General features: G+C 65.4%; 15 protein-coding genes, 1 pseudogene and 1 riboswitch. Of the genes and pseudogenes, 7 read left to right on the forward strand and 9 right to left on the reverse strand.

The features are described 5' to 3' along the window. The first annotated feature begins 91 nt into the window (after window positions 1-91). Window positions 92-913 carry an IclR family transcriptional regulator gene (locus F7R19_RS17385; RefSeq protein ID WP_150981412.1) on the forward strand — a complete coding sequence of 274 codons (822 nt, stop codon included), beginning with the start codon at window positions 92-94 and terminating at the stop codon, window positions 911-913. Window positions 914-951: 38 nt separating this feature from the next. On the opposite strand, the gene F7R19_RS17390 is transcribed toward F7R19_RS17385, so the two are convergent. Further along, the gene (locus tag F7R19_RS17390) at window positions 952-1,659 is read right to left on the reverse strand and encodes a glutathione S-transferase N-terminal domain-containing protein (protein ID WP_150981413.1); all 708 of its coding nucleotides are present in this window, start codon (window positions 1,657-1,659) and stop codon (window positions 952-954) included. 175 nt (window positions 1,660-1,834) lie between these two features. Between F7R19_RS17390 and F7R19_RS17395 the strand changes: the two are divergent. Next, window positions 1,835-2,717: pseudogene (locus tag F7R19_RS17395) on the forward strand (isocitrate lyase/PEP mutase family protein). A gap of 76 nt (window positions 2,718-2,793) precedes the next feature. Here the strand turns inward: F7R19_RS17395 and F7R19_RS17400 are convergent. Further along, complete coding sequence (locus F7R19_RS17400) at window positions 2,794-3,273, reverse strand: VOC family protein (protein ID WP_061957093.1); 480 nt, start codon at window positions 3,271-3,273, stop codon at window positions 2,794-2,796. 276 nt (window positions 3,274-3,549) lie between these two features. Between F7R19_RS17400 and F7R19_RS29785 the strand changes: the two genes are divergently transcribed. After that, window positions 3,550-3,726 carry a hypothetical protein gene (locus tag F7R19_RS29785; RefSeq protein WP_167585461.1) on the forward strand — a complete coding sequence of 59 codons (177 nt, stop codon included), beginning with the start codon at window positions 3,550-3,552 and terminating at the stop codon, window positions 3,724-3,726. Between the two features lie 19 nt (window positions 3,727-3,745). On the opposite strand, the gene cobW is transcribed toward F7R19_RS29785, so the two are convergent. From cobW to F7R19_RS17415, 3 genes are all read right to left on the reverse strand, one after another. Then, window positions 3,746-4,810 carry a cobalamin biosynthesis protein CobW gene (cobW, locus tag F7R19_RS17405; protein WP_150981414.1) on the reverse strand — a complete coding sequence of 355 codons (1,065 nt, stop codon included), beginning with the start codon at window positions 4,808-4,810 and terminating at the stop codon, window positions 3,746-3,748. Between the two features lie 64 nt (window positions 4,811-4,874). Continuing rightward, window positions 4,875-7,088, reverse strand: coding sequence for a TonB-dependent receptor (locus F7R19_RS17410; RefSeq protein WP_150981415.1), 2,214 nt, complete (start codon window positions 7,086-7,088; stop codon window positions 4,875-4,877). Window positions 7,089-7,121: 33 nt separating this feature from the next. Then, window positions 7,122-7,361, reverse strand: a riboswitch (cobalamin riboswitch). A gap of 82 nt (window positions 7,362-7,443) precedes the next feature. Further along, window positions 7,444-8,280, reverse strand: coding sequence for an amidohydrolase family protein (locus F7R19_RS17415; protein WP_150981416.1), 837 nt, complete (start codon window positions 8,278-8,280; stop codon window positions 7,444-7,446). Window positions 8,281-8,381: 101 nt separating this feature from the next. Between F7R19_RS17415 and F7R19_RS17420 the strand changes: the two genes are divergently transcribed. The 3 genes from F7R19_RS17420 to F7R19_RS17430 all read left to right on the forward strand — a co-directional run bounded on the left by F7R19_RS17420 (window position 8,382) and on the right by F7R19_RS17430 (window position 11,353). Then, window positions 8,382-9,143 (forward strand): GntR family transcriptional regulator, encoded by a 762-nt coding sequence (locus F7R19_RS17420; RefSeq protein ID WP_061957090.1) that lies wholly within the window; start codon window positions 8,382-8,384, stop codon window positions 9,141-9,143. Between the two features lie 45 nt (window positions 9,144-9,188). Further along, window positions 9,189-10,163: a tripartite tricarboxylate transporter substrate binding protein gene (locus F7R19_RS17425; RefSeq protein WP_150981417.1), complete on the forward strand. Its 975-nt coding sequence runs from the start codon at window positions 9,189-9,191 to the stop codon at window positions 10,161-10,163. 191 nt (window positions 10,164-10,354) lie between these two features. After that, on the forward strand, window positions 10,355-11,353 hold the full coding sequence (locus tag F7R19_RS17430) for a Bug family tripartite tricarboxylate transporter substrate binding protein (protein WP_150981418.1): 999 nt from the start codon (window positions 10,355-10,357) through the stop codon (window positions 11,351-11,353). Between the two features lie 118 nt (window positions 11,354-11,471). On the opposite strand, the gene F7R19_RS17435 is transcribed toward F7R19_RS17430, so the two are convergent. Beyond that, entirely contained in the window at window positions 11,472-11,936 is a 465-nt protein-coding gene (locus tag F7R19_RS17435; RefSeq protein ID WP_150981419.1) for a type II 3-dehydroquinate dehydratase, read from the reverse strand. A gap of 35 nt (window positions 11,937-11,971) precedes the next feature. Then, window positions 11,972-13,261 carry an MFS transporter gene (locus F7R19_RS17440; RefSeq protein WP_150981448.1) on the reverse strand — a complete coding sequence of 430 codons (1,290 nt, stop codon included), beginning with the start codon at window positions 13,259-13,261 and terminating at the stop codon, window positions 11,972-11,974. Window positions 13,262-13,442: 181 nt separating this feature from the next. Here F7R19_RS17440 and F7R19_RS17445 point away from each other — a divergent pair, with 181 nt between their 5' ends. Next, entirely contained in the window at window positions 13,443-14,228 is a 786-nt protein-coding gene (locus tag F7R19_RS17445) for an IclR family transcriptional regulator (protein ID WP_150981420.1), read from the forward strand. 192 nt (window positions 14,229-14,420) lie between these two features. On the opposite strand, the gene F7R19_RS17450 is transcribed toward F7R19_RS17445, so the two are convergent. Next, window positions 14,421-15,617, reverse strand: coding sequence for an amino acid aminotransferase (locus F7R19_RS17450; RefSeq protein WP_061957085.1), 1,197 nt, complete (start codon window positions 15,615-15,617; stop codon window positions 14,421-14,423). A gap of 98 nt (window positions 15,618-15,715) precedes the next feature. Next, window positions 15,716-17,104, reverse strand: coding sequence for an amino acid permease (locus F7R19_RS17455; protein ID WP_150981421.1), 1,389 nt, complete (start codon window positions 17,102-17,104; stop codon window positions 15,716-15,718). Window positions 17,105-17,255: the final 151 nt, after the last annotated feature.

Here is a 17,255-nt window from a genome sequence, read left to right on the forward strand (position 1 = left end):
CCTTGGTATTTGGCCGGATGGTGTTTGGCGCGTTTTGCGTAAATCATATACGCATTGCGTAATCGTTGAATGAGGGTTAACCTCAGCGCCCATGACGACTCCATCCGACCCGGCCGACGCCCCTGGCCTCGCGCGTCCGCGCGAACGACGTCAACGCGTGCAGGCCGCCGAAACCGGCATGTCCGTGCTCAAGGCGCTGGCGCGCCTGGGCGGCCGCGCCAGCCTGACCGCCATCGCCGCGCAGATCGATGAAAGCCCGGCAAAGATGCATCGCTATCTGGTCAGCCTGATCGAAGCGGGATTTGTCGCGCAGGAGGCCGGCACGCAGCAGTACCACCTGGGCATCGAGGCCTTGCAGATCGGTCTGGCGGCGATGCGGCAGGCCGACCCGATCCGGCTGGCGGAAGCGTCGCTGGTGCGGCTGCGCGAGCGCCTGGAAGTGACCTGTTTTATTGCGGTGATGGGCAACAAGGGCCCGACCATCGTGCGGATCGAGGAACCGGGTTTGCCGGTGATCGTGAATGCGCGCGTGGGATCGGTGATGCCGCTGCTGTGGTCGGCCACGGGACGCGTCTTTCTGGGCTTGCTAGACGATTCGACGGTGCAGGCGCTGGCTCAGGCGGAACTCGATGCGCTGACGCCGGAGCAGCGCACCGGCCTCGATCGAGACGATCCGCTGGGCAAGCTGCGCGACGTGGTGCGTGCGCACGGCTGCGCCGCGGTGCGCGATACCAATTTGAAGGGCATCAGCGCGGTAGCCGCGCCGGTGCGCGATTACACGGGGCGCGTTTGCGCCGTGCTGACCGCGCTGGGCGCCACGGGCGGCTTCGATGCCGCGCTGGACGGCCCGATTGCCAACGCGGTACGCGACGAAGCCGGCACCATCAGCGCGCTGCTCGGCTTCTCCGCATAGATGCGTGGTATTGCAGCTGGAAAATGCGGACCGGCGGCTTACTCGGGCCGCTTGGGAATATCCACCGCGCGTTGCACGGCCGGGCGCGCTACGAATGCGGCGAGCACACGCTGCACCTCGGGGAAGTTGTCGATGCCCACCAGATCGCCGGCCTCATAGAAGCCCAGCAGATTGCGCACCCACGGGAGGGTCGCGATATCGGCGATGGTGTAGTCGTCACCCATGATCCACTGGCGGCCCTTGAGCCGCTCGTTCAGCACCTTCAGCAGGCGTTTGGCTTCGGCGACGTAGCGGTCGCGCGGACGCTTGTCCTCGTAGTCCTTGCCGGCGAACTTGTGGAAGAAGCCCACCTGGCCAAACATCGGGCCGATGCTGCCCATCTGGAACATGACCCACTGGATCGTCTCGTAACGCAAGGCGGGATCGGCGGACATGAATTTGCCGGTCTTTTCGGCCAGATAGATCAGAATCGCGCCCGATTCCCACAGCGCCAGCGGCTTGCCGCCCGGGCCGTTGGGATCGATGATCGTGGGAATCTTGTTGGTCGGATTCAGCGACAGGAATTCCGGCGAGGTCTGGTCGTTCCGGTCGAATCTGACCAGGTGCGGCTCGTACGGCAGACCGGTTTCTTCCAGCATCAGCGACACCTTGATGCCGTTGGGCGTGTTCAGCGAGTACAACTGCAGGCGGTCCGGATGCTGTGCCGGCCATTTGCGGGTGATCGGAAACGAGGACAGGGCGCTCATGGGGTTCGTCGGTCTCTTGTGGCGAAAGCGCTCATGTTAATGAATCCGTCGTCATCGTGCTTGGCGTTGTCACGTCGAGGGCGCGGATCGGGTGTACTCTTCGACGACGGCACGCCGCCGCCGGGCGGGATCTTCCACGCAAACTCGCGGCGAATTCCGCCGTACAGGAGCCCCCATGACTTCCCTTGCATCTTCCCGCCGTCAGGCGTTTCGGCAGCGGATTGCCGCGAAGCAGGCGCTGCTGGTGCCCGGCGCGTTTAATGCGATGAGCGCGCGCGTGATCGAGGACCTGGGTTTTCAAGCGGTGTATCTGACCGGCGCGGGCGTCACCAACATGTCGTTTGGACTGCCCGATCTGGGCTTTGTCGGCCTGAGCGACATGGCCGAGCATACGGCGCGCGTGCGCGACGCCGTGACGCTGCCCTTGATCGTCGACGCCGATACGGGCTTCGGCAATGCCTTGAATGTGCATCACGCGGTGCGCACGCTGGAACGCGCGGGCGCCGACGCGATTCAGCTCGAAGATCAGGTGATGCCGAAAAAATGCGGCCATTTTTCAGGCAAGCAGGTGGTGAGCGCCGGCGAGATGGTCGGCAAGATCCACGCGGCCACCGACGCGCGAGGACGCCAATTTCCAGATCATCGCGCGCACCGATGCGGCGGCCGTGCATCGTATCGAGGACGCGATCGAACGCGGCTACCGATTTGCCGAGGCGGGCGCAGATATCCTGTTCCTTGAAGCGATCGAGGATGTGGCCGATATCGAGCGGCTGCCCAACCTGTTTAATGCGCCGTTGCTGATCAATATCGTGATCGGCGGCAAGACGCCGGTACAGAACCGCGATGCGCTCGAGCAACTGGGCTATGGCCTGGTGCTCTATGCCAACGCCGCACTGCAAGGCGCGGTGCGTGGCATGCAGACGGCGCTGGACCTGCTGCAGGCAAATGGCCAGATGGACGAGGATCCCGCAATCGTCGCGCCATTTGGTGAGCGTCAGCGGCTGGTCGGCAAACCGAAGTACGACGAGCTGGACGCGCGCTACCGCAGCGACGACTGAGGCTCCGTCACCGCCGTGCGCATGGCCTGGGGCGTGCCACGCGGCGGCGCGACGTCATGCGGACAAGCGGCTGGCGTCAGCCCCGCACCGCGGCCTCGATGGTGGCAATGTCGATCTTCTTCATCGTCATCATTGCGTTGAACGCGCGTTTGGCGGCCGCGGGGTCCGGACCCATCACGGCGTCGGTCAGCGCACGCGGCGTAATCTGCCATGACAGTCCCCAGCGGTCCTTGCACCATCCGCAAGCGTTCTCCTGGCCGCCGTTGCTGACGATGGCATCCCACAAACGGTCCGTTTCGGCCTGGTCGTCGGTGGCGATCTGGAACGAGAACGCCTCGCTGTGCTTGAAATGCGGGCCGCCGTTCAGTCCGACGCACGGAATGCCGACGACCGTGAATTCCACCGTCAACACATCGCCTTCCTTGCCGTCGGGATAATCGCCGGGCGCGCGATGCACGGCGCCGACCGAACTGTCCGGAAATGTCTTGGCGTAGAAATTCGCGGCGTCCAGGGCGTTTCGCTCAAACCACAGGCAGATCGTGTTCTTGCTGGTCATTCCTGTCTCCTGAAAAGTTGCTCACACGGCATGCATCGCAGTACCGGCGACGCTGCTGTCCACATTGCGGGACATCGTTAGATAAGCCAGAACCGCAAATACGATCCGGCTCCGACAAATATAGCGAAGCTTCGCGGCAGCGGCGGATCGATATCGATGCTGCGCGCATGGGCGGGCGTTGGTTGTCGCCAATCATGCAACTAACGCGCCGGCCGCGGCTCCAAGCGCAATCAGGAAACGTCAGGGAATGTTATGCGTAATGCGATGTGTAGGATCATGCGTCATGCCACACGGCGAGCGGTGGTGGGAAAAGCCGCACTCGTCGGCGTCGCTTTTCTTGTGCTGGGCGCCGTTGCCGGATGCGCCACGGCGCCCGGCCCGGACGGCCGGGAATCGAGCGTGACCGTCTACGGCACGGTCGATGCCGGCGTCAGCGTCACGCGCGACAGATAGCGCGCCGGGTCGCTGCGGATCAACCGCGCAGCGCCTGCTCCAGCGCAGCCTGCAGCAACGCGCCATCGAGATCCTGACCGATCAGCACCACGCGCGTGCCGCGCGCTTCGTCGGCGCGCCAGGCGCGGTCAAAATAGCTGTCGAAGCGCTGGCCCACACCGTGCAGCACCAGCCGCATCGGCTTGCCCGGCAGCTCGGCAAAACCCTTTACGCGATAGATCGTGTGCTGTGCCACCAGCGCCTGCAGCGCGGCGATCAACGTGTCGCGCTCGACCGTGCCCGCCTGTACCACCACCGAATCGAATTCGTCGTGATGGTGATCGGCGTGGTCCGGGTCGTCGGCGCTGCCATGATGATCGATGCGCAGGTGAATCGTCTCTTCCGATGCGCGGTTAAGGCCCAACAGGCTGTTGACATCGAGCGAGCCGGCCCGCGCGGGGACGATCTTCACTTCGGCCGGGATCTCGGGCCGCACCAGGGCTTCCACCGCTGCGATCTGCGCGGTGTCCATCAGGTCGGTCTTGTTCAGGATCACCAGGTCCGCGCTGGCCAGTTGATCCTCGAACAGTTCATGCAGGGGCGATTCGTGATCGAGGTTCGGATCCGCGCGGCGCTGCGCATCGACGGCCAGCGGATTGGCGGCGAACTGTCCGGCAGCAGCGGCGGGGCCGTCGACCACGGTCACCACGGCATCGACGGTGAACGCATTGCGGATGCTGGGCCAGTGAAACGCCTGCACCAGCGGCTTGGGTAGCGCCAGGCCGGAGGTCTCGATCAGCACGTGATCGATCTGGTCGCGGCGTTCGAGCAGTTGCTCCATCACCGGGAAAAACTCTTCCTGCACCGTGCAGCACAGGCATCCATTGGCCAGCTCGTACAGTTGTCCGGTGGGCTCGCCCTGGTCATCGCAGCCGATGCCGCAACCCTTGAGAATCTCGCCATCGATGCCAAGCTCGCCAAATTCATTGACGATGACCGCAATGCGACGCCCATTGGCATTGTCGAGAATATGGCGCAGCAGGGTGGTCTTGCCGCTGCCGAGAAAGCCGGTAACGATGGTCGCTGGGATCTTTGCGGTTTGCATGGAATCGTCTTTTTCGAGGAATGGAGGATAGTGGGGCAACAAGCGTTGGCCCGGCAATGCGGCTTCAGAAGTATAGGTTCGCCGACAGCTCCGCGGCACGCGGTCTGCCCAGCAGCCATTGCTGGCCGCCGTTGGAGACCGATTCGGCGTAGTCGCGATTGAACAGGTTGTACACGCGCAGCGTCAGCGCCGCCTGCTTCGATACGCGCCACGACAGCGCGGTATCGACGGTCGTATAGCTCGGCACGCGCACCTTGTTGGCGGTGTCCGCATATCGGCCGCCCACGTAGCGCAGGCCCGCGGCGAAGGTCCACTGCGGCATGAAGTTCCAGCTCAGCCACGCGTTGGCGGCCTGCTGTGGCACGCTGGTCGGCACATTGCCGGCGCGCGACACCGCAGCGCCGCCGACCGATTCGGTGAAGTCGTCATAGCGGGCGCGCAGCACGGTGCCATTCACGTCGACGCGCAGTCCGCGCAGTATCTCGACGCTGGCCGATGCCTCCAGCCCGCGCGACGATTGCTGGCCGACCTGCTGCGTGATGGTGGGATTCACTGGATCACGCGACAGCAGATCGTTCTTGCGGATCTCGTAGGCCGCCAACGTCCATTCGCCGCGCTTGCCCCAGAATGTCTGCTTGACGCCCACTTCCAACTGCTTGCCCGTGGCGAGATCGAAGCCGCGTTGCGCGTCCGACGTCGTGACCAGCGCGCCCAGCGGATCGGTGGCCGTCGCGTACTGCGCGTAGACCGACAGGTTCGGCGTGAACTGGTACACCGTGCCCAAGCGCCACGTGGTGTTGGCGAAGGTCTTCTCCCAGCCCGTGTTGGCCACCAGGTCGGTCCGGTACAGCACCGCGTGGTCGAAGCGCACGCCGCCGATCACCGACCACTGCGGTGTAAAGGCGATGCGATGCTCGCCGAATAGCGCGTACTGCGTGGTGTTGGTGCGCAGGCGCGGCGACGTGACGACGCCCGGCGGGCTGAAGAACAGGCCAGGGTCGAAGTCGTACGCATTGACCGTGGACGATCCGCCATACGGCGAGTTGTTCGAGTGCGTGAAGTTGATCTTGTTGATGTCGAAACCGACTGTCGTGGCGTTGTCCATGCCGAACAACCTGCTCTTGACCGTCATGTCGGCGCGATTGCCGACCTGTTCCTGGTCGTGCAGGATTTCCAGATAGTCGGTGCGGCGCACCTGCGATGTCGCCGGCAGAAAGGTATAGGTCTCGCTGTCGCGCCAGTGCCGATGGCTGGTCAGGTAGTAAAACTGGTTGCGCACCGTGACGCGCTCGTTGGGCGTCCATTCGGCGTTCAGGCGCGTCCAGCGGTCGCGGTAGCTGGTCTGCGCATCGCCGACGTTGTAGTTCTTTTTGCGCAGCGACGTGTCCAGGCTGCCGTTGACCAGCGGCGTGCCCAGATACTGCTGCGGATGCTGCGTGCCATCGTCATACGACAGCGTCAGGTTGAAATCACGATTGACATCGAGCCGCACCGACGCCGACACCATCAGGTTGTTCGAATCGCCCCGATCGACCCAACCGGCCGAGCGGTTGTAGGCGGTGGCAAATCGATACGACAGGTTGTCGTTGACCTTGCCGCCGCTGTCGAACGCCACGCGCGCGGTCTTCTCGGTGCCGCCAGTGATCTGCAGTTCGTTCTCGATCGGGCCGCGGATCGGCTTCTTCTGCACGACGTTGACCACGCCGCCGATCGCGCCTTCGCCGTACATCACCGATGCGGGCCCGCGCAGCACCTCGATGCGGTCCACCGACCAGGTGTCGAACGGGAACGTGACGGTGCCCGAAGCCACGTACATGCGCGTGCCGTCGAGCAACTGCATGACCGATCCCTGGCCCGAGAAACCGCGTGCGGTCAGCGAAGTGCCGCCATTGCCTGGCGCCGGATTGCCAGTGATGCCGGTGGCGCGCGTCACCGCTTCGCGCACGCTTTGATCGCCACGCGCGCGAATCGTCTCGCCGTCCAGCACTTCCACGCTGGCTGGCGTTTCCAGGGGCGTCAGGCCCAGCCGGCTGCCGGTGAACGCCGGCGTGGAAAGCGCCAGGCCCGGCGCGCTGGCTGTTTCGCTGACCACCACGGGCGGTAGCGCTTTGTTTTTCGATTCGGAGAGTTCCTCCGCAATCGCGCAAGGTGCATTGAGACTTGCGACGGTGCCGAGCGATGCGGCAAACAGGCGCGGTCGGCGTGCGCGCGCGGCGCGCGTCGATGGGTTGGCTGGGCGCGGGCGGCCAGTGGAATGCGCAGACGAGTTGTGTTTCATCGTGAAGCCGGACGACCCCGCCCGGGCATGAAGTGGCGATGATGACAACAGGCCGGTATCCGGGCTGGCAGGCTGAAGCACGAGGGCTTTCGGGAACGTTGTCGCCTTCCCACGCCGATGCTGCGGGCGCAGTGGCCGCCGATCCGATGGACCGGCATGACAGTTCCAACCTGCTTACCGTTGCGGGGGCAGCACAGGCATTGCCGTCGGGCGGCGCACCTGTTTCCCGTTTAACCGGCGATAGTCGCCGGCACCTGCAATCACGGTTGGCGCGCCAGGGCGCGCCGCGCTGCGCATTCTACCCGCACACAAAACGATCCGGCGATTTGCCGCCGGGGCTTGCCGTGCCCGCGGCTCAGCCCGAGATCGCAAATCCGTAGAGTGCGGCGGCATTGCGCCAGCGCACGGCTTCATCGAGTTCCGGTTGTTGCGCCAGCCACGCCATCGCCGCGCGGCATTCGTCGGCGCGCGCCGCGCCCTCGTGGTTGGTCCACGGCCAGTCGCTGCCCCAGAGCAGATGATCGGTGCCGGCCACCTGCGCCCACTGCAACGTCAGTGCTGGCCACTGGGCCGGGCTGGCCAGCCGGTATGGCGCGCTGATCTTGACCCACAGCGGGCGTCGCGCGCCCACGGCGCGGGCCGTGTCGAAGATCGGGTCATCGACGCCCAGCGGGCCAGGGCGGCCGAAATGATCGAGCACGACCGGCACCGGTGTGCTGCCGAGCGCGCCATCGAGAATGGCCAGCACGGTTGCACCATCGCCGTCGTTGGTATGGATCTCGATATGCCAGCCCAACGTGGCGATGCGCTGGAACAACGTGCGCCATGGCGCGGTGTCGATACGGCGCCAGCCGGCGTCGCCGAAGAGGTTCAGGCGGATGCCGCACACGCCGGCCGCATCGAGCGCGGCCAGTTCGGTGGGCGGCGCGGACGGATCGACCACCGCCACGCCGCGCAGCCGCTCCGGCATGCGCCGCAGCGCGGCCAGCATCGCCGAGTTGTCGGTGCCCAGAAAGCTGGTCTGCACCACCACGCCATAGGGATCGGCCGCCGGGCCGCGCACCGTGCCGGCCATCGACAGCCAGCCCTCCAGCGGCGCGTCGTACGGCGGGCGATAACGCGCCGACGCCACGGCAACGCCGGCATCGAACACATGAAAGTGGCAATCCACCAGCGTCTCGGTTGTCGTCATCGACACGATTCTCCTGTGTGCGGGTTAGCCCCGATATGGCGGCCTGTGCGTGTCCGGGTACTCTAGTCCTCTATAGGAGTGCAATCTAACACGGACACGAGATGCCAGACAATGCCATCGCCCAATCGGTCGCCGCCGCGCCAGGCATGAGCCGCTACGGGCAGATTGCCGCGCAATTGCAGCACAAGGTCGTCATTGGCGAATGGTCGCCGGGCAGCGCCATTCCGGCCGAAAGCACGCTGGCGGCAGAGTTCGGTATCGCGCTTGGCACGATCCGGCAGGCGATTGCGGTGCTGGTGCGGCAGGGTCTGCTGGAACGGGTGCAGGGCAAGGGAACGTACGTGCGCACCGGGCTCTCGGGCGCGAGCATGATGCGTTTTTTCCGCTTCCGTTCCGAGGCCGATGCCGACGCTGCGCCCACGGCGGTGCCGCGCTCGGAGATCCTGTCGTGCCGCAGCGTGCGCCTGGACAAGGCGATGGCAGCGCGCTTCGGGCTTGAAGCAGGCGCACGCGGTCTCGCCATCAGCCGGCGTCGTTGGGTGGCGGACACCCCGCGTCTGCTCGAATCGATCTGGCTGCCGCTGCCGCGTTGTGCCGCTCTGCAGGACACGCCGCCGGCCGAGTGGGGCGCACTGCTCTATCCGCTGTTGAGCCAGCGTTGCGGCATCACGGTGCACCGTGCGATGGACGAGGTGACCTTCCGGCTGCTCGATGCCGACGAGGCCGACCTGCTGGCGCTGCCCGCATCCCACCCCTGCGCACTGGTCACGCGCCAGGCGTTCGATATCCAGGGCCATTGCGTCGAATACCGGCTGACCCGGGGCGATGCCTATGCCTTCCGCTACACGGCCGAGATCCGCTGATCTTTGCCCGCCCCAACAGAATTCGATTCGACGGAGACTTTTTCGATGCGCTACCTGATTTCCCTCACTCTGGCTGCCGTGGCCGCGCAGCCGGCCGTGCTGCACGCCGCCGATGCGGCGCAGCCCTGGCCCACGCGCCCGGTGACGATCGTCGTCACCTATCCGCCCGGGGGCGGCGCCGACCTGATGGCGCGCCTGATCGCGCCGGGCCTGGGGCGCGAACTCGGCCAGACCGTGATCGTGGAAAACCGGCCCGGCGCGGGCGGACAGATTGGCGCGTCGTACGTGGCCAAGGCCGCGCCCGATGGTTACACGCTGATGGTCGATGCGTCGTCCTACGCGGTGAATCCGAGCCTCTATCCGCGCCTGCCCTACGACCCCGCCAAGGCGTTTCGCGCGGTCGGCGTGCTGGCGCGCTATCCCAATGTGCTGGTGGCCAATCCCGGCTTCCCGGTGGCCAACGTCCAGGACGTGCTGGCGCTGGCGCGGCAGAAGCCGGGTACGGTGGCATTCGCGTCGTCGGGCAACGGGTCGGCGCAGCATCTTTCCGGCGTGCTGTTCGAGCAGCGCGCCCATGTCGATCTGCTCCACGTGCCCTACAAGGGCGGCGGCCCGGCCATGACCGATGTGATCGCCGGACAGGTGCCGCTGTTCTTCGCCAACGTCGCGTCCAGCCTGCAGCACATCAAGGCGGGCAAGCTGCGGCCGCTGGCGGTGACCAGCCATACGCGCACATCGGCGCTGCCCAATGTGCCGACCATGCAGGAGGCGGGCGTGGCGGGCTACGAAGTCTATGAGTGGAACGCCGCGTTTCTGCCCGCCGCCACGCCGGAAGCGGTGGTGACGCGGCTGTCGGACGCCCTGCAGAAGGTGATGGCCAGCGCGGAAATCCGCCAGCGTGTGGCCGAACTGGGCGGCGAAGTGGTGGCCGCCCCGCCGGCCGAGGCCGCGCGCTTTATCGACACCCAGACGCGGCTGTGGGCCAAGGTGATCAAGGACGGCAACGTCAAGCCGGAATAGGTGAGACCGGGGCCGATCACCGCGTCGGCAGGTGAGCGGCTGCCGCAGGCATCACGCCAAGGCGCACCACTGGACGTGGCAACACCGTACCTCGCCACCGACCGCAATTTCGCAAGCACGACATCGAAAAACACAACGTTTGCGCGCACCGCACTGGCGCGCGCGGAGCATTCGAACCAGAGAGGAGACCCATGTCCACAGATCGACCCCATGACACCTATCGCCGCCACCTGCTGGGCATGATGGCCGCGCTCGGCGGCGGGGCGCTTGTCCCCACGCTGGCGCGTGCGCAGGCCTGGCCGTCCAAGACTATCCGGCTGGTGGTGCCGTTCGCACCGGGCGGCAGTTCCGAAATCGTGGCGCGGTCCACCGCGGCGGAATTGACCAGGCTGCTGGGCGTATCGGTATTCGTGGAAAACAAGCCGGGCGGCGCGGGCAATATCGCCATGGGCGAAGTGGCGCGCGCTGACGACAACCACACGCTGATCCTTGGCCACATCGGCACGCTGGCAGTCAACCCGTACATCTTTCCGAAACTGCCATACGATCCGAACAAGGATTTCAGGCCTATCTCGCTGCTTTCCAAGGTGCCGAGCCTGTATGTGGTGCACCCGGACGTGCCGGCAAAGAATCTCAAGGAATTCGTGGCGCTGGCCAAGAGCAAGCCGGGCAAGCTCAACTACGGGTCGGCCGGAAACGGCAGCGCCGGGCATCTGGCCTTCGAATACCTGAAGGCGAGCACCGGCACCTTCATCACCCATGTGCCGTATCGCGGCAGCGGCCCGCAGATTACCGACCTGCTGTCCGGCCGGCTCGATGCCGCCGCAATCGGCGCGCCCGCCATTCTGCAGTTCATCAGGACGGGCAAGGTGCGCTGCATCGCCACAGGCACCGCGCAACGCATCGCGCAACTGCCGGATGTGCCGACGGTGGCCGAGCAGGGCTATCCGGGCTTCGAGATGACGCAGTGGTACGGCCTGCTGGCGCCGGCATCGCTGCCGCAGCCGGCCGCCGCGAAACTGGCGGAGGCCACCGTCAAGGCGGTAAAGAGTCCCGCGTCGGTCGAGCGCCTCAGTGCGGACGCGGCGCTTGTGGTGGGCAGCACGCCGGAAGAATTCGCGCGCTTCATCGTCGCGGAACAGCAGCGCTGGAAGCCGATCGTGGCGCGCGCCGGCATCAAGCCGGACTAGACGCCGCGACGCTGCAACGGGTCGCCGTGCCACTGACGGGCCAGCTCAGCGCGCAGGCCGAACGGGAAACAGTGACGCGGCGAGTGCGAGAGCCGTGCGCCCGCGGTTCCTGCGGTGACTATTCAGCCTGCTGCGTCCGTTCGGCTGCGGCCCACAGGTCGTCGATCGCGCGGATGCTCAGCAGATAGCCATGGGCGCCCGCGCCGCAGATCACGGCGGTGGCCGCCACGGAGATCGTCGAGTGGCGATATTCCTCCGAGCGCCGGTGGATATTGCTGATGTGCACCTCGACCACCGGGCGGCGGATCAGCTTGACCGCGTCGAGCACGGGAATGCGTCCGAACGAAAAGCCCGCCGGATTGATGATCAGCGCGGCATCCTCGAAATACGCTTCCTGGATCCAGCCGATCAGCTCACTTTCGCTGTTGGTCTGCCGGAACACGCAGTCGAACTTGAACGTGTCGGCCATCGCCATGCATTGCCGCTCGATATCGCCGAGCGTGGTGCTGCCGTAGATGTGCGGCTCGCGGATACCGAGCATGTTCAGGTTCGAACCATTGAGGATGTAGAGTTTTCGCTTCATGGAGAGGACTTGGTGACGGTGGCGGCGCCTGCCGTTTAGTGGCTGCTTTCCAGGCTGGTGCCGCGGGTCTCGCGGGAGGTGGCGATCATGACGAACGACAGCAGATTGAGCGACCCGCACACTGCCACGATGGCCCACGGCGAGCCGTGAAATGCCTGCAGCAAGGCCACCGCGACGATCGGCATCGGGCCGCCGGTCAGCAGGTTGGCGCCCGAATAGGACAGTGCCGATCCGGTATAGCGTGCCTCGGTGGGAAACGACTCGGCAAACCACACCGGCTGGATGCCGCTCTGGAACTGCGTGAAGCCGAGGAACGCGCCCATCACTGCCATGGTCATCCCCAGCGATCCCTGGTTCAGCACTGGGAAATAGATCAGGCAGCAGACCAGCGTGCAGAACGATCCGACCAGCAGCGCGCGCTTGCGACCGATGCGGTCGCTGAGATAGCCGCCGGCCAGTGCGCCGACGATGGCGCACGCATTGGCCACCATCAACAGCATGAAGCCGGTCTGCTTGGGCACGCCAAGGTTCTTGGTCAGGTAGCTCAGCGAGAACACCACGATCAGGTAGAACAACGCCGCCGGGCCGCAGAAGAACAGCGTGAGCCGCAGCGCGGTCTTCCAGTGGTGGCGCAGCACCACGCCCAGCGGATTGCCGCCGCGCACGCGCTGGCCCTGCTGGCGCGCCTGCTTGCGCAGCGCTTCGAACGCAGGCGTTTCGCTGACCCGCATGCGGATGTAGATGCCAAGGATGACCAGCAGGAAGCTGGCCAGGAATGGAATTCTCCAGCCGTAGGTTTCGAAGTCCTCTGCCGACAGCATGGCGGCCAGCGCGAACAGCGCCATATTGGCCAGGATCTGGCTGAGCGGCGAACAGATGCCGAGCAGGCCGGAATAAATGCCGCGGCGTGCGGGCGACGCGTGTTCGACGGCCATCAACTGCGCGCCCGTGGATTCGCCGCCGAGCGCAAAGCCCTGGACGATGCGCAGGCTGACCAGCAGGATCGGCGCGACGATGCCCACCTGCTGATAGGTGGGCAGCAGGCCCATCAGGAACGACGACACGCCCATCACCGACACCGTAATCAGCATCAGGTTGCGGCGTCCCCACCGGTCGCCCAGAATGCCGCACACGATGGCACCCAGCGGGCGCGCGGCCAGGCCGGCCCAGAAGCTTGCCAGCGAGGCCAGCAGCGATGCGGTGGGATCGAGCGTCGGAAAGAACAGCTTCGGAAAGATCGTTGCGGCGACCACGCCGTACAGCGCGAAATCGAACCACTCCAGCGCGGTGCCGATGGTGGCCCCGGCAACGGCGCGCCGGGCCATGGCGTGCCGCGGATCGGCCGCATCGGCCGTAGCGATGTTGGAGTCAGTAATGACTGACATGGTGTCTCCCCCTTTCTTTTGTGGATATCGTTCCCGATTGCTCCGGGTTACGTGCACTGCTATTGTTCGACCGCTCGCGAAGCGGCGTTCCAGACCGGAATAACATTCCATATTGTGAAATATGTCGTTGAAGACCGGATTGAAGATTCTCGATTTCCTGGCGTCCCAAGGCGAGGGCGCCGCGCTTGCGGTCATTGCCGACGCGCTGGAGGTCCCGCGCAGCACCTGCCACCGGGTGCTGGGCGAACTCGCGGAGAGCGGCTACGTGCGGCAGATTCCCGATCACAGCCGCTACATTCTCACCATGCGCATGACATCGAACGGGCTGGAATTCCTGAGCCTGACCGGTATTGCCGACATCGCCCAGCCGATCATCGAAAGGATTGCCGCGCAGACCGGTGAGCTGGCGCGGCTGGCGCTGGTGGATGGCGACGCGATCATCTGGGTGGCGAAAGCCGATGGACAGCGCACCGGCTTTCGCTACGACCCCGACATGGGACTTGCGGCGCGGCTTTCGTGTACGTCCACGGGGCATGCGTGGCTGATGACGATGTCGGACGAGGAAGCCGTGGCGCTGGTGATGAAGCAGGGTTTCGGCCAGCCAAACGAGTATGGCCCCAACGCGCCGACCTCGTTGAAGGCGTTGCTTGGTTTTCTGCACGCGGCGCGTGTGCGCGGCTACGCCATGATCGACGAGGTGTTTGCAGCGCGCATGGCAGCCGTGGCGGTGCCGGTCAGACGCGGCAGCCGATGTGTCGGCGTGATCAGCCTGGCGGGCCCGCGCACGCGCCTGACCGCCGCGAAAGTCCACGAATATTCGGCTCTGTTGTGCGAGGCGGCCGATGAACTTGGCCAGCTGTGCAATATGGCGGGCTACCTGTCGCGGCCGCCATTGGGCAAGGCGTGAAGCAGGCTCACGCTATCCAAGGCGTGTCGAAGCGCATCGGAATCAAAGTGACGTACCGCGGATGCCGGCAGCGCAGCGCAACGTCCCTGGGCCAGCCCGTGGCACGTCCCGCGCGTTGACGCGACTTTCCCCGGGCAACAAAAAACCGCCCCGGTGGGGCGGTTCTTCGCGTGCGGATCCGTCGGGGCGGAATCAGGCTTTCAATACCTGGCCGATCGCATTGGCCACCACGCCTACATTGCGCTCGTTCAGTCCGGCCACGCACATGCGGCCCGAGCGCAGCACGTACACGCCGTGTTCGTTCCTGAGGCGATCGACCTGATCGGCCGACAGTCCGGTGTACGTGAACATGCCGCGCTGCGTGATGTAGCGCGACAGCTTTTCGCCGCTGACGTGCGCGCGCAGTTGGTCGTGGATGGCGTGGCGCATGCGGGCGATGCGCTGGCACATCGCGGCCAGTTCTTCTTCCCAGCTCTTGCGCAGCGCCGGCGTGGTCAGCACGCGGGCCACCACGCGTGCGCCGTGCGTGGGCGGGTTGCTGTAGTTGGCGCGCACGGCACCGGTCAACTGGCCCAGCACGCGGCCGGCTTCATCGGCGCTCTGGCACACCACGCTCAGACCGCCGCAGCGTTCGCCGTACAGCGAAAAATTCTTCGAGAACGAATTAGCCACCAGGCACGGCACGTTCTGGCGCGCCAGTTCGCGCACGGCAAAGGCGTCATCGTCCAGGCCCGTGCCGAAGCCCTGGTAGGCCATGTCGACGAAAGGCAGCAGCTTGCGTGCCTTGAGCACGCCAATCACCTGGCGCCACTGGTCTTCGTTCAGGTCCACGCCGGTCGGGTTGTGGCAGCAGGCGTGCAATAGCACGACGTCACCTTGCGGAATGGCTTCGATCGCGGCGAGCATCGCGTCGAACTTGAGTCCGCCGGTGGCGGCGTCGTAGTACGGATAGGTGTTGACCTTGAACCCGGCACGTTCGAACACCACGCGATGGTTTTCCCAGCTTGGGTCGCTAATCCACATTTCGGCGCGGGGGAAATAGCGCTTGAGGAAGTCGGCGCCCACGCGCAGCGCGCCCGATCCGCCCAGCGTCTGCAGCGTGGCGATGCGGCCTTCGGCGCGCGCGGCGCAGTCCTCGCCGAACACCAGCGCCTGCACGGCCTGGCGGTAGGCGGCGATGCCGGCCATCGGCAGATAGGGGCGCGGGCCCATGTCGGACAGCAGCGCGGCCTCGGCTTCGGCCACGGCCTGCATCACCGGCAGGCGGCCTTCGTCGTCAAAGTAGATGCCGATGCTGAGGTTGACCTTGTTGGTACGCGGATCTTGCTGGAAGTCCTCGTTCAGCGAGAGGATCGGATCACCGGGGAAGGCTTCGATGTGTTCGAACATGAGTGCGTGGGGGCTTCGAGAGTTCAAGGGGGCGGCGGCCCGTCATGCTGGCGGGCCGCGCTGTGCAGAGGCGCAGGATTGGCCGATGCGAGCGACGCTTACCGCGCCTGCACGCTGGCGGCCGGCTGCGCCGCACCGGCGTTTTTCTGCCGCAGGCCGTAGCTTACGCCAAGTACCGCCAGCCAGACCGGAATCAGGTAGACCGAAACGCGCAGTCCCGGTGTCAGGAACATCACCACCAAAATGCCCGCCAGGAAGGTCAGCGTCAGGTAGTTGGTCAGCGGATAGCCGAGGCTGCGGAATGCCGTGGTCTGGCCCGCGGCGCGCTTGGCGCGGCGGAACATCAGGTGGATGATGCTGATCATCGCCCAGTTGATGATCAGCGCCGATACCACCAGGCCCATCAGCAATTCGAACGCTTCGCCGGGCATGAAATAGTTGACCAGCACGCAGATGCCGGTGGCCAGGGCCGATACGCCCAGCGCGGTCAGCGGAATGCCGCGGCGGTTCACATGCATCAGCGCGCGCGGGGCGTTGCCTTGCTGGGCCAGGCCCAGCAGCATGCGGCTGTTGCAGTAGACGCCGCTGTTGTACACCGACAGCGCGGCGGTCAACACCACGATGTTCAGCACCGTCGCCACCACATCGCTGTTCATCGCGTGGAAGATCAGCACGAACGGGCTGCCGCCGGTCACGACGTTCTGCCACGGATACAGCGACAGCAGCACGGCCAGCGCGCCGACATAGAAAATCAGGATGCGGTAGATCACCTGATTGGTCGCCTTGGGAATGCTCTTGCCCGGGTTGTCGGCTTCCGCCGCCGTGATGCCCACCAGTTCGAGCCCGCCGAACGAGAACATGATCACCGCCATCGCCATCACCAGGCCGCCGAACCCGTTCGGGAAGAAGCCGCCGTGCTGCCACAGGTTGGCGATGCTGGCCTGCGGCCCGGCCGACCCGGACGCCAGCAGATAGCCGCCAAAGGCGATCATGCCGACGATCGCCGCCACCTTGATGATCGAGAACCAGAATTCCATCTCGCCAAACGACTTCACGCTGGCCAGGTTGATGCCGTTGATGATCACAAAGAAGGCCAGCGCCGACATCCACGTCGGGATGTTGGGCCACCAGTACTGGACGTACAGGCCGACGGCCGACAGCTCGGCCATGCTGACCAGGATGTAGAGCACCCAGTAGTTCCAGCCGGACATGAAGCCGGCGAAGTGGCCGCAGTATTTGTCGGCGAAGTAGCTGAACGATCCGGCTACCGGTTCGTCCACCACCATCTCGCCCAGTTGCCGCATGATGAAGAACGCGAAGATGCCGGCCACCGCGTAGCCGAGCAGCACGGCAGGACCCGCAAGCTTGATGGTTTGGGCGATGCCCAGGAACAGCCCGGTGCCGATGGCGCCGCCGAGCGCAATCAGCTGGATGTGACGATTCTTGAGGCCACGCTGAAGCGTGCCTTTATGGTCGGAAGTATGCATGGAGTGTGTCTGTCCTCTACCCATTCTCGTGGAATGGCTACGCGCCTCTACAGCCTCTGCAGGGTGGGCGCTTTGAAAATGCGCCAGCGCGGGTAGCGCCGGCAGCAGGGGTTTGCGCCGGCAACCCGAAAGGATACCGGCTCAACCAGGG

It is taken from the genome of Cupriavidus pauculus (assembly GCF_008801835.1).
In the GTDB taxonomy this organism is placed as follows: domain Bacteria; phylum Pseudomonadota; class Gammaproteobacteria; order Burkholderiales; family Burkholderiaceae; genus Cupriavidus; species Cupriavidus pauculus.

Bases quoted from the DNA above. Each gene is read 5' to 3' on its own strand.
- F7R19_RS17385 (WP_150981412.1), top strand. From the start codon at position 92: ATGACGACTCCATCCGACCCGGCCGACGCCCCTGGCCTCGCGCGTCCG.
- F7R19_RS17390 (WP_150981413.1), bottom strand. From the start codon at position 1,659: ATGAGCGCCCTGTCCTCGTTTCCGATCACCCGCAAATGGCCGGCACAG.
- F7R19_RS17400 (WP_061957093.1), bottom strand. From the start codon at position 3,273: ATGACCAGCAAGAACACGATCTGCCTGTGGTTTGAGCGAAACGCCCTG.
- F7R19_RS29785 (WP_167585461.1), top strand. From the start codon at position 3,550: ATGCGTCATGCCACACGGCGAGCGGTGGTGGGAAAAGCCGCACTCGTC.
- cobW (WP_150981414.1), bottom strand. From the start codon at position 4,810: ATGCAAACCGCAAAGATCCCAGCGACCATCGTTACCGGCTTTCTCGGC.
- F7R19_RS17410 (WP_150981415.1), bottom strand. From the start codon at position 7,088: ATGAAACACAACTCGTCTGCGCATTCCACTGGCCGCCCGCGCCCAGCC.
- F7R19_RS17415 (WP_150981416.1), bottom strand. From the start codon at position 8,280: ATGACGACAACCGAGACGCTGGTGGATTGCCACTTTCATGTGTTCGAT.
- F7R19_RS17420 (WP_061957090.1), top strand. From the start codon at position 8,382: ATGCCAGACAATGCCATCGCCCAATCGGTCGCCGCCGCGCCAGGCATG.
- F7R19_RS17425 (WP_150981417.1), top strand. From the start codon at position 9,189: ATGCGCTACCTGATTTCCCTCACTCTGGCTGCCGTGGCCGCGCAGCCG.
- F7R19_RS17430 (WP_150981418.1), top strand. From the start codon at position 10,355: ATGTCCACAGATCGACCCCATGACACCTATCGCCGCCACCTGCTGGGC.
- F7R19_RS17435 (WP_150981419.1), bottom strand. From the start codon at position 11,936: ATGAAGCGAAAACTCTACATCCTCAATGGTTCGAACCTGAACATGCTC.
- F7R19_RS17440 (WP_150981448.1), bottom strand. From the start codon at position 13,261: ATGGCCCGGCGCGCCGTTGCCGGGGCCACCATCGGCACCGCGCTGGAG.
- F7R19_RS17445 (WP_150981420.1), top strand. From the start codon at position 13,443: ATGTCGTTGAAGACCGGATTGAAGATTCTCGATTTCCTGGCGTCCCAA.
- F7R19_RS17450 (WP_061957085.1), bottom strand. From the start codon at position 15,617: ATGTTCGAACACATCGAAGCCTTCCCCGGTGATCCGATCCTCTCGCTG.
- F7R19_RS17455 (WP_150981421.1), bottom strand. From the start codon at position 17,104: ATGCATACTTCCGACCATAAAGGCACGCTTCAGCGTGGCCTCAAGAAT.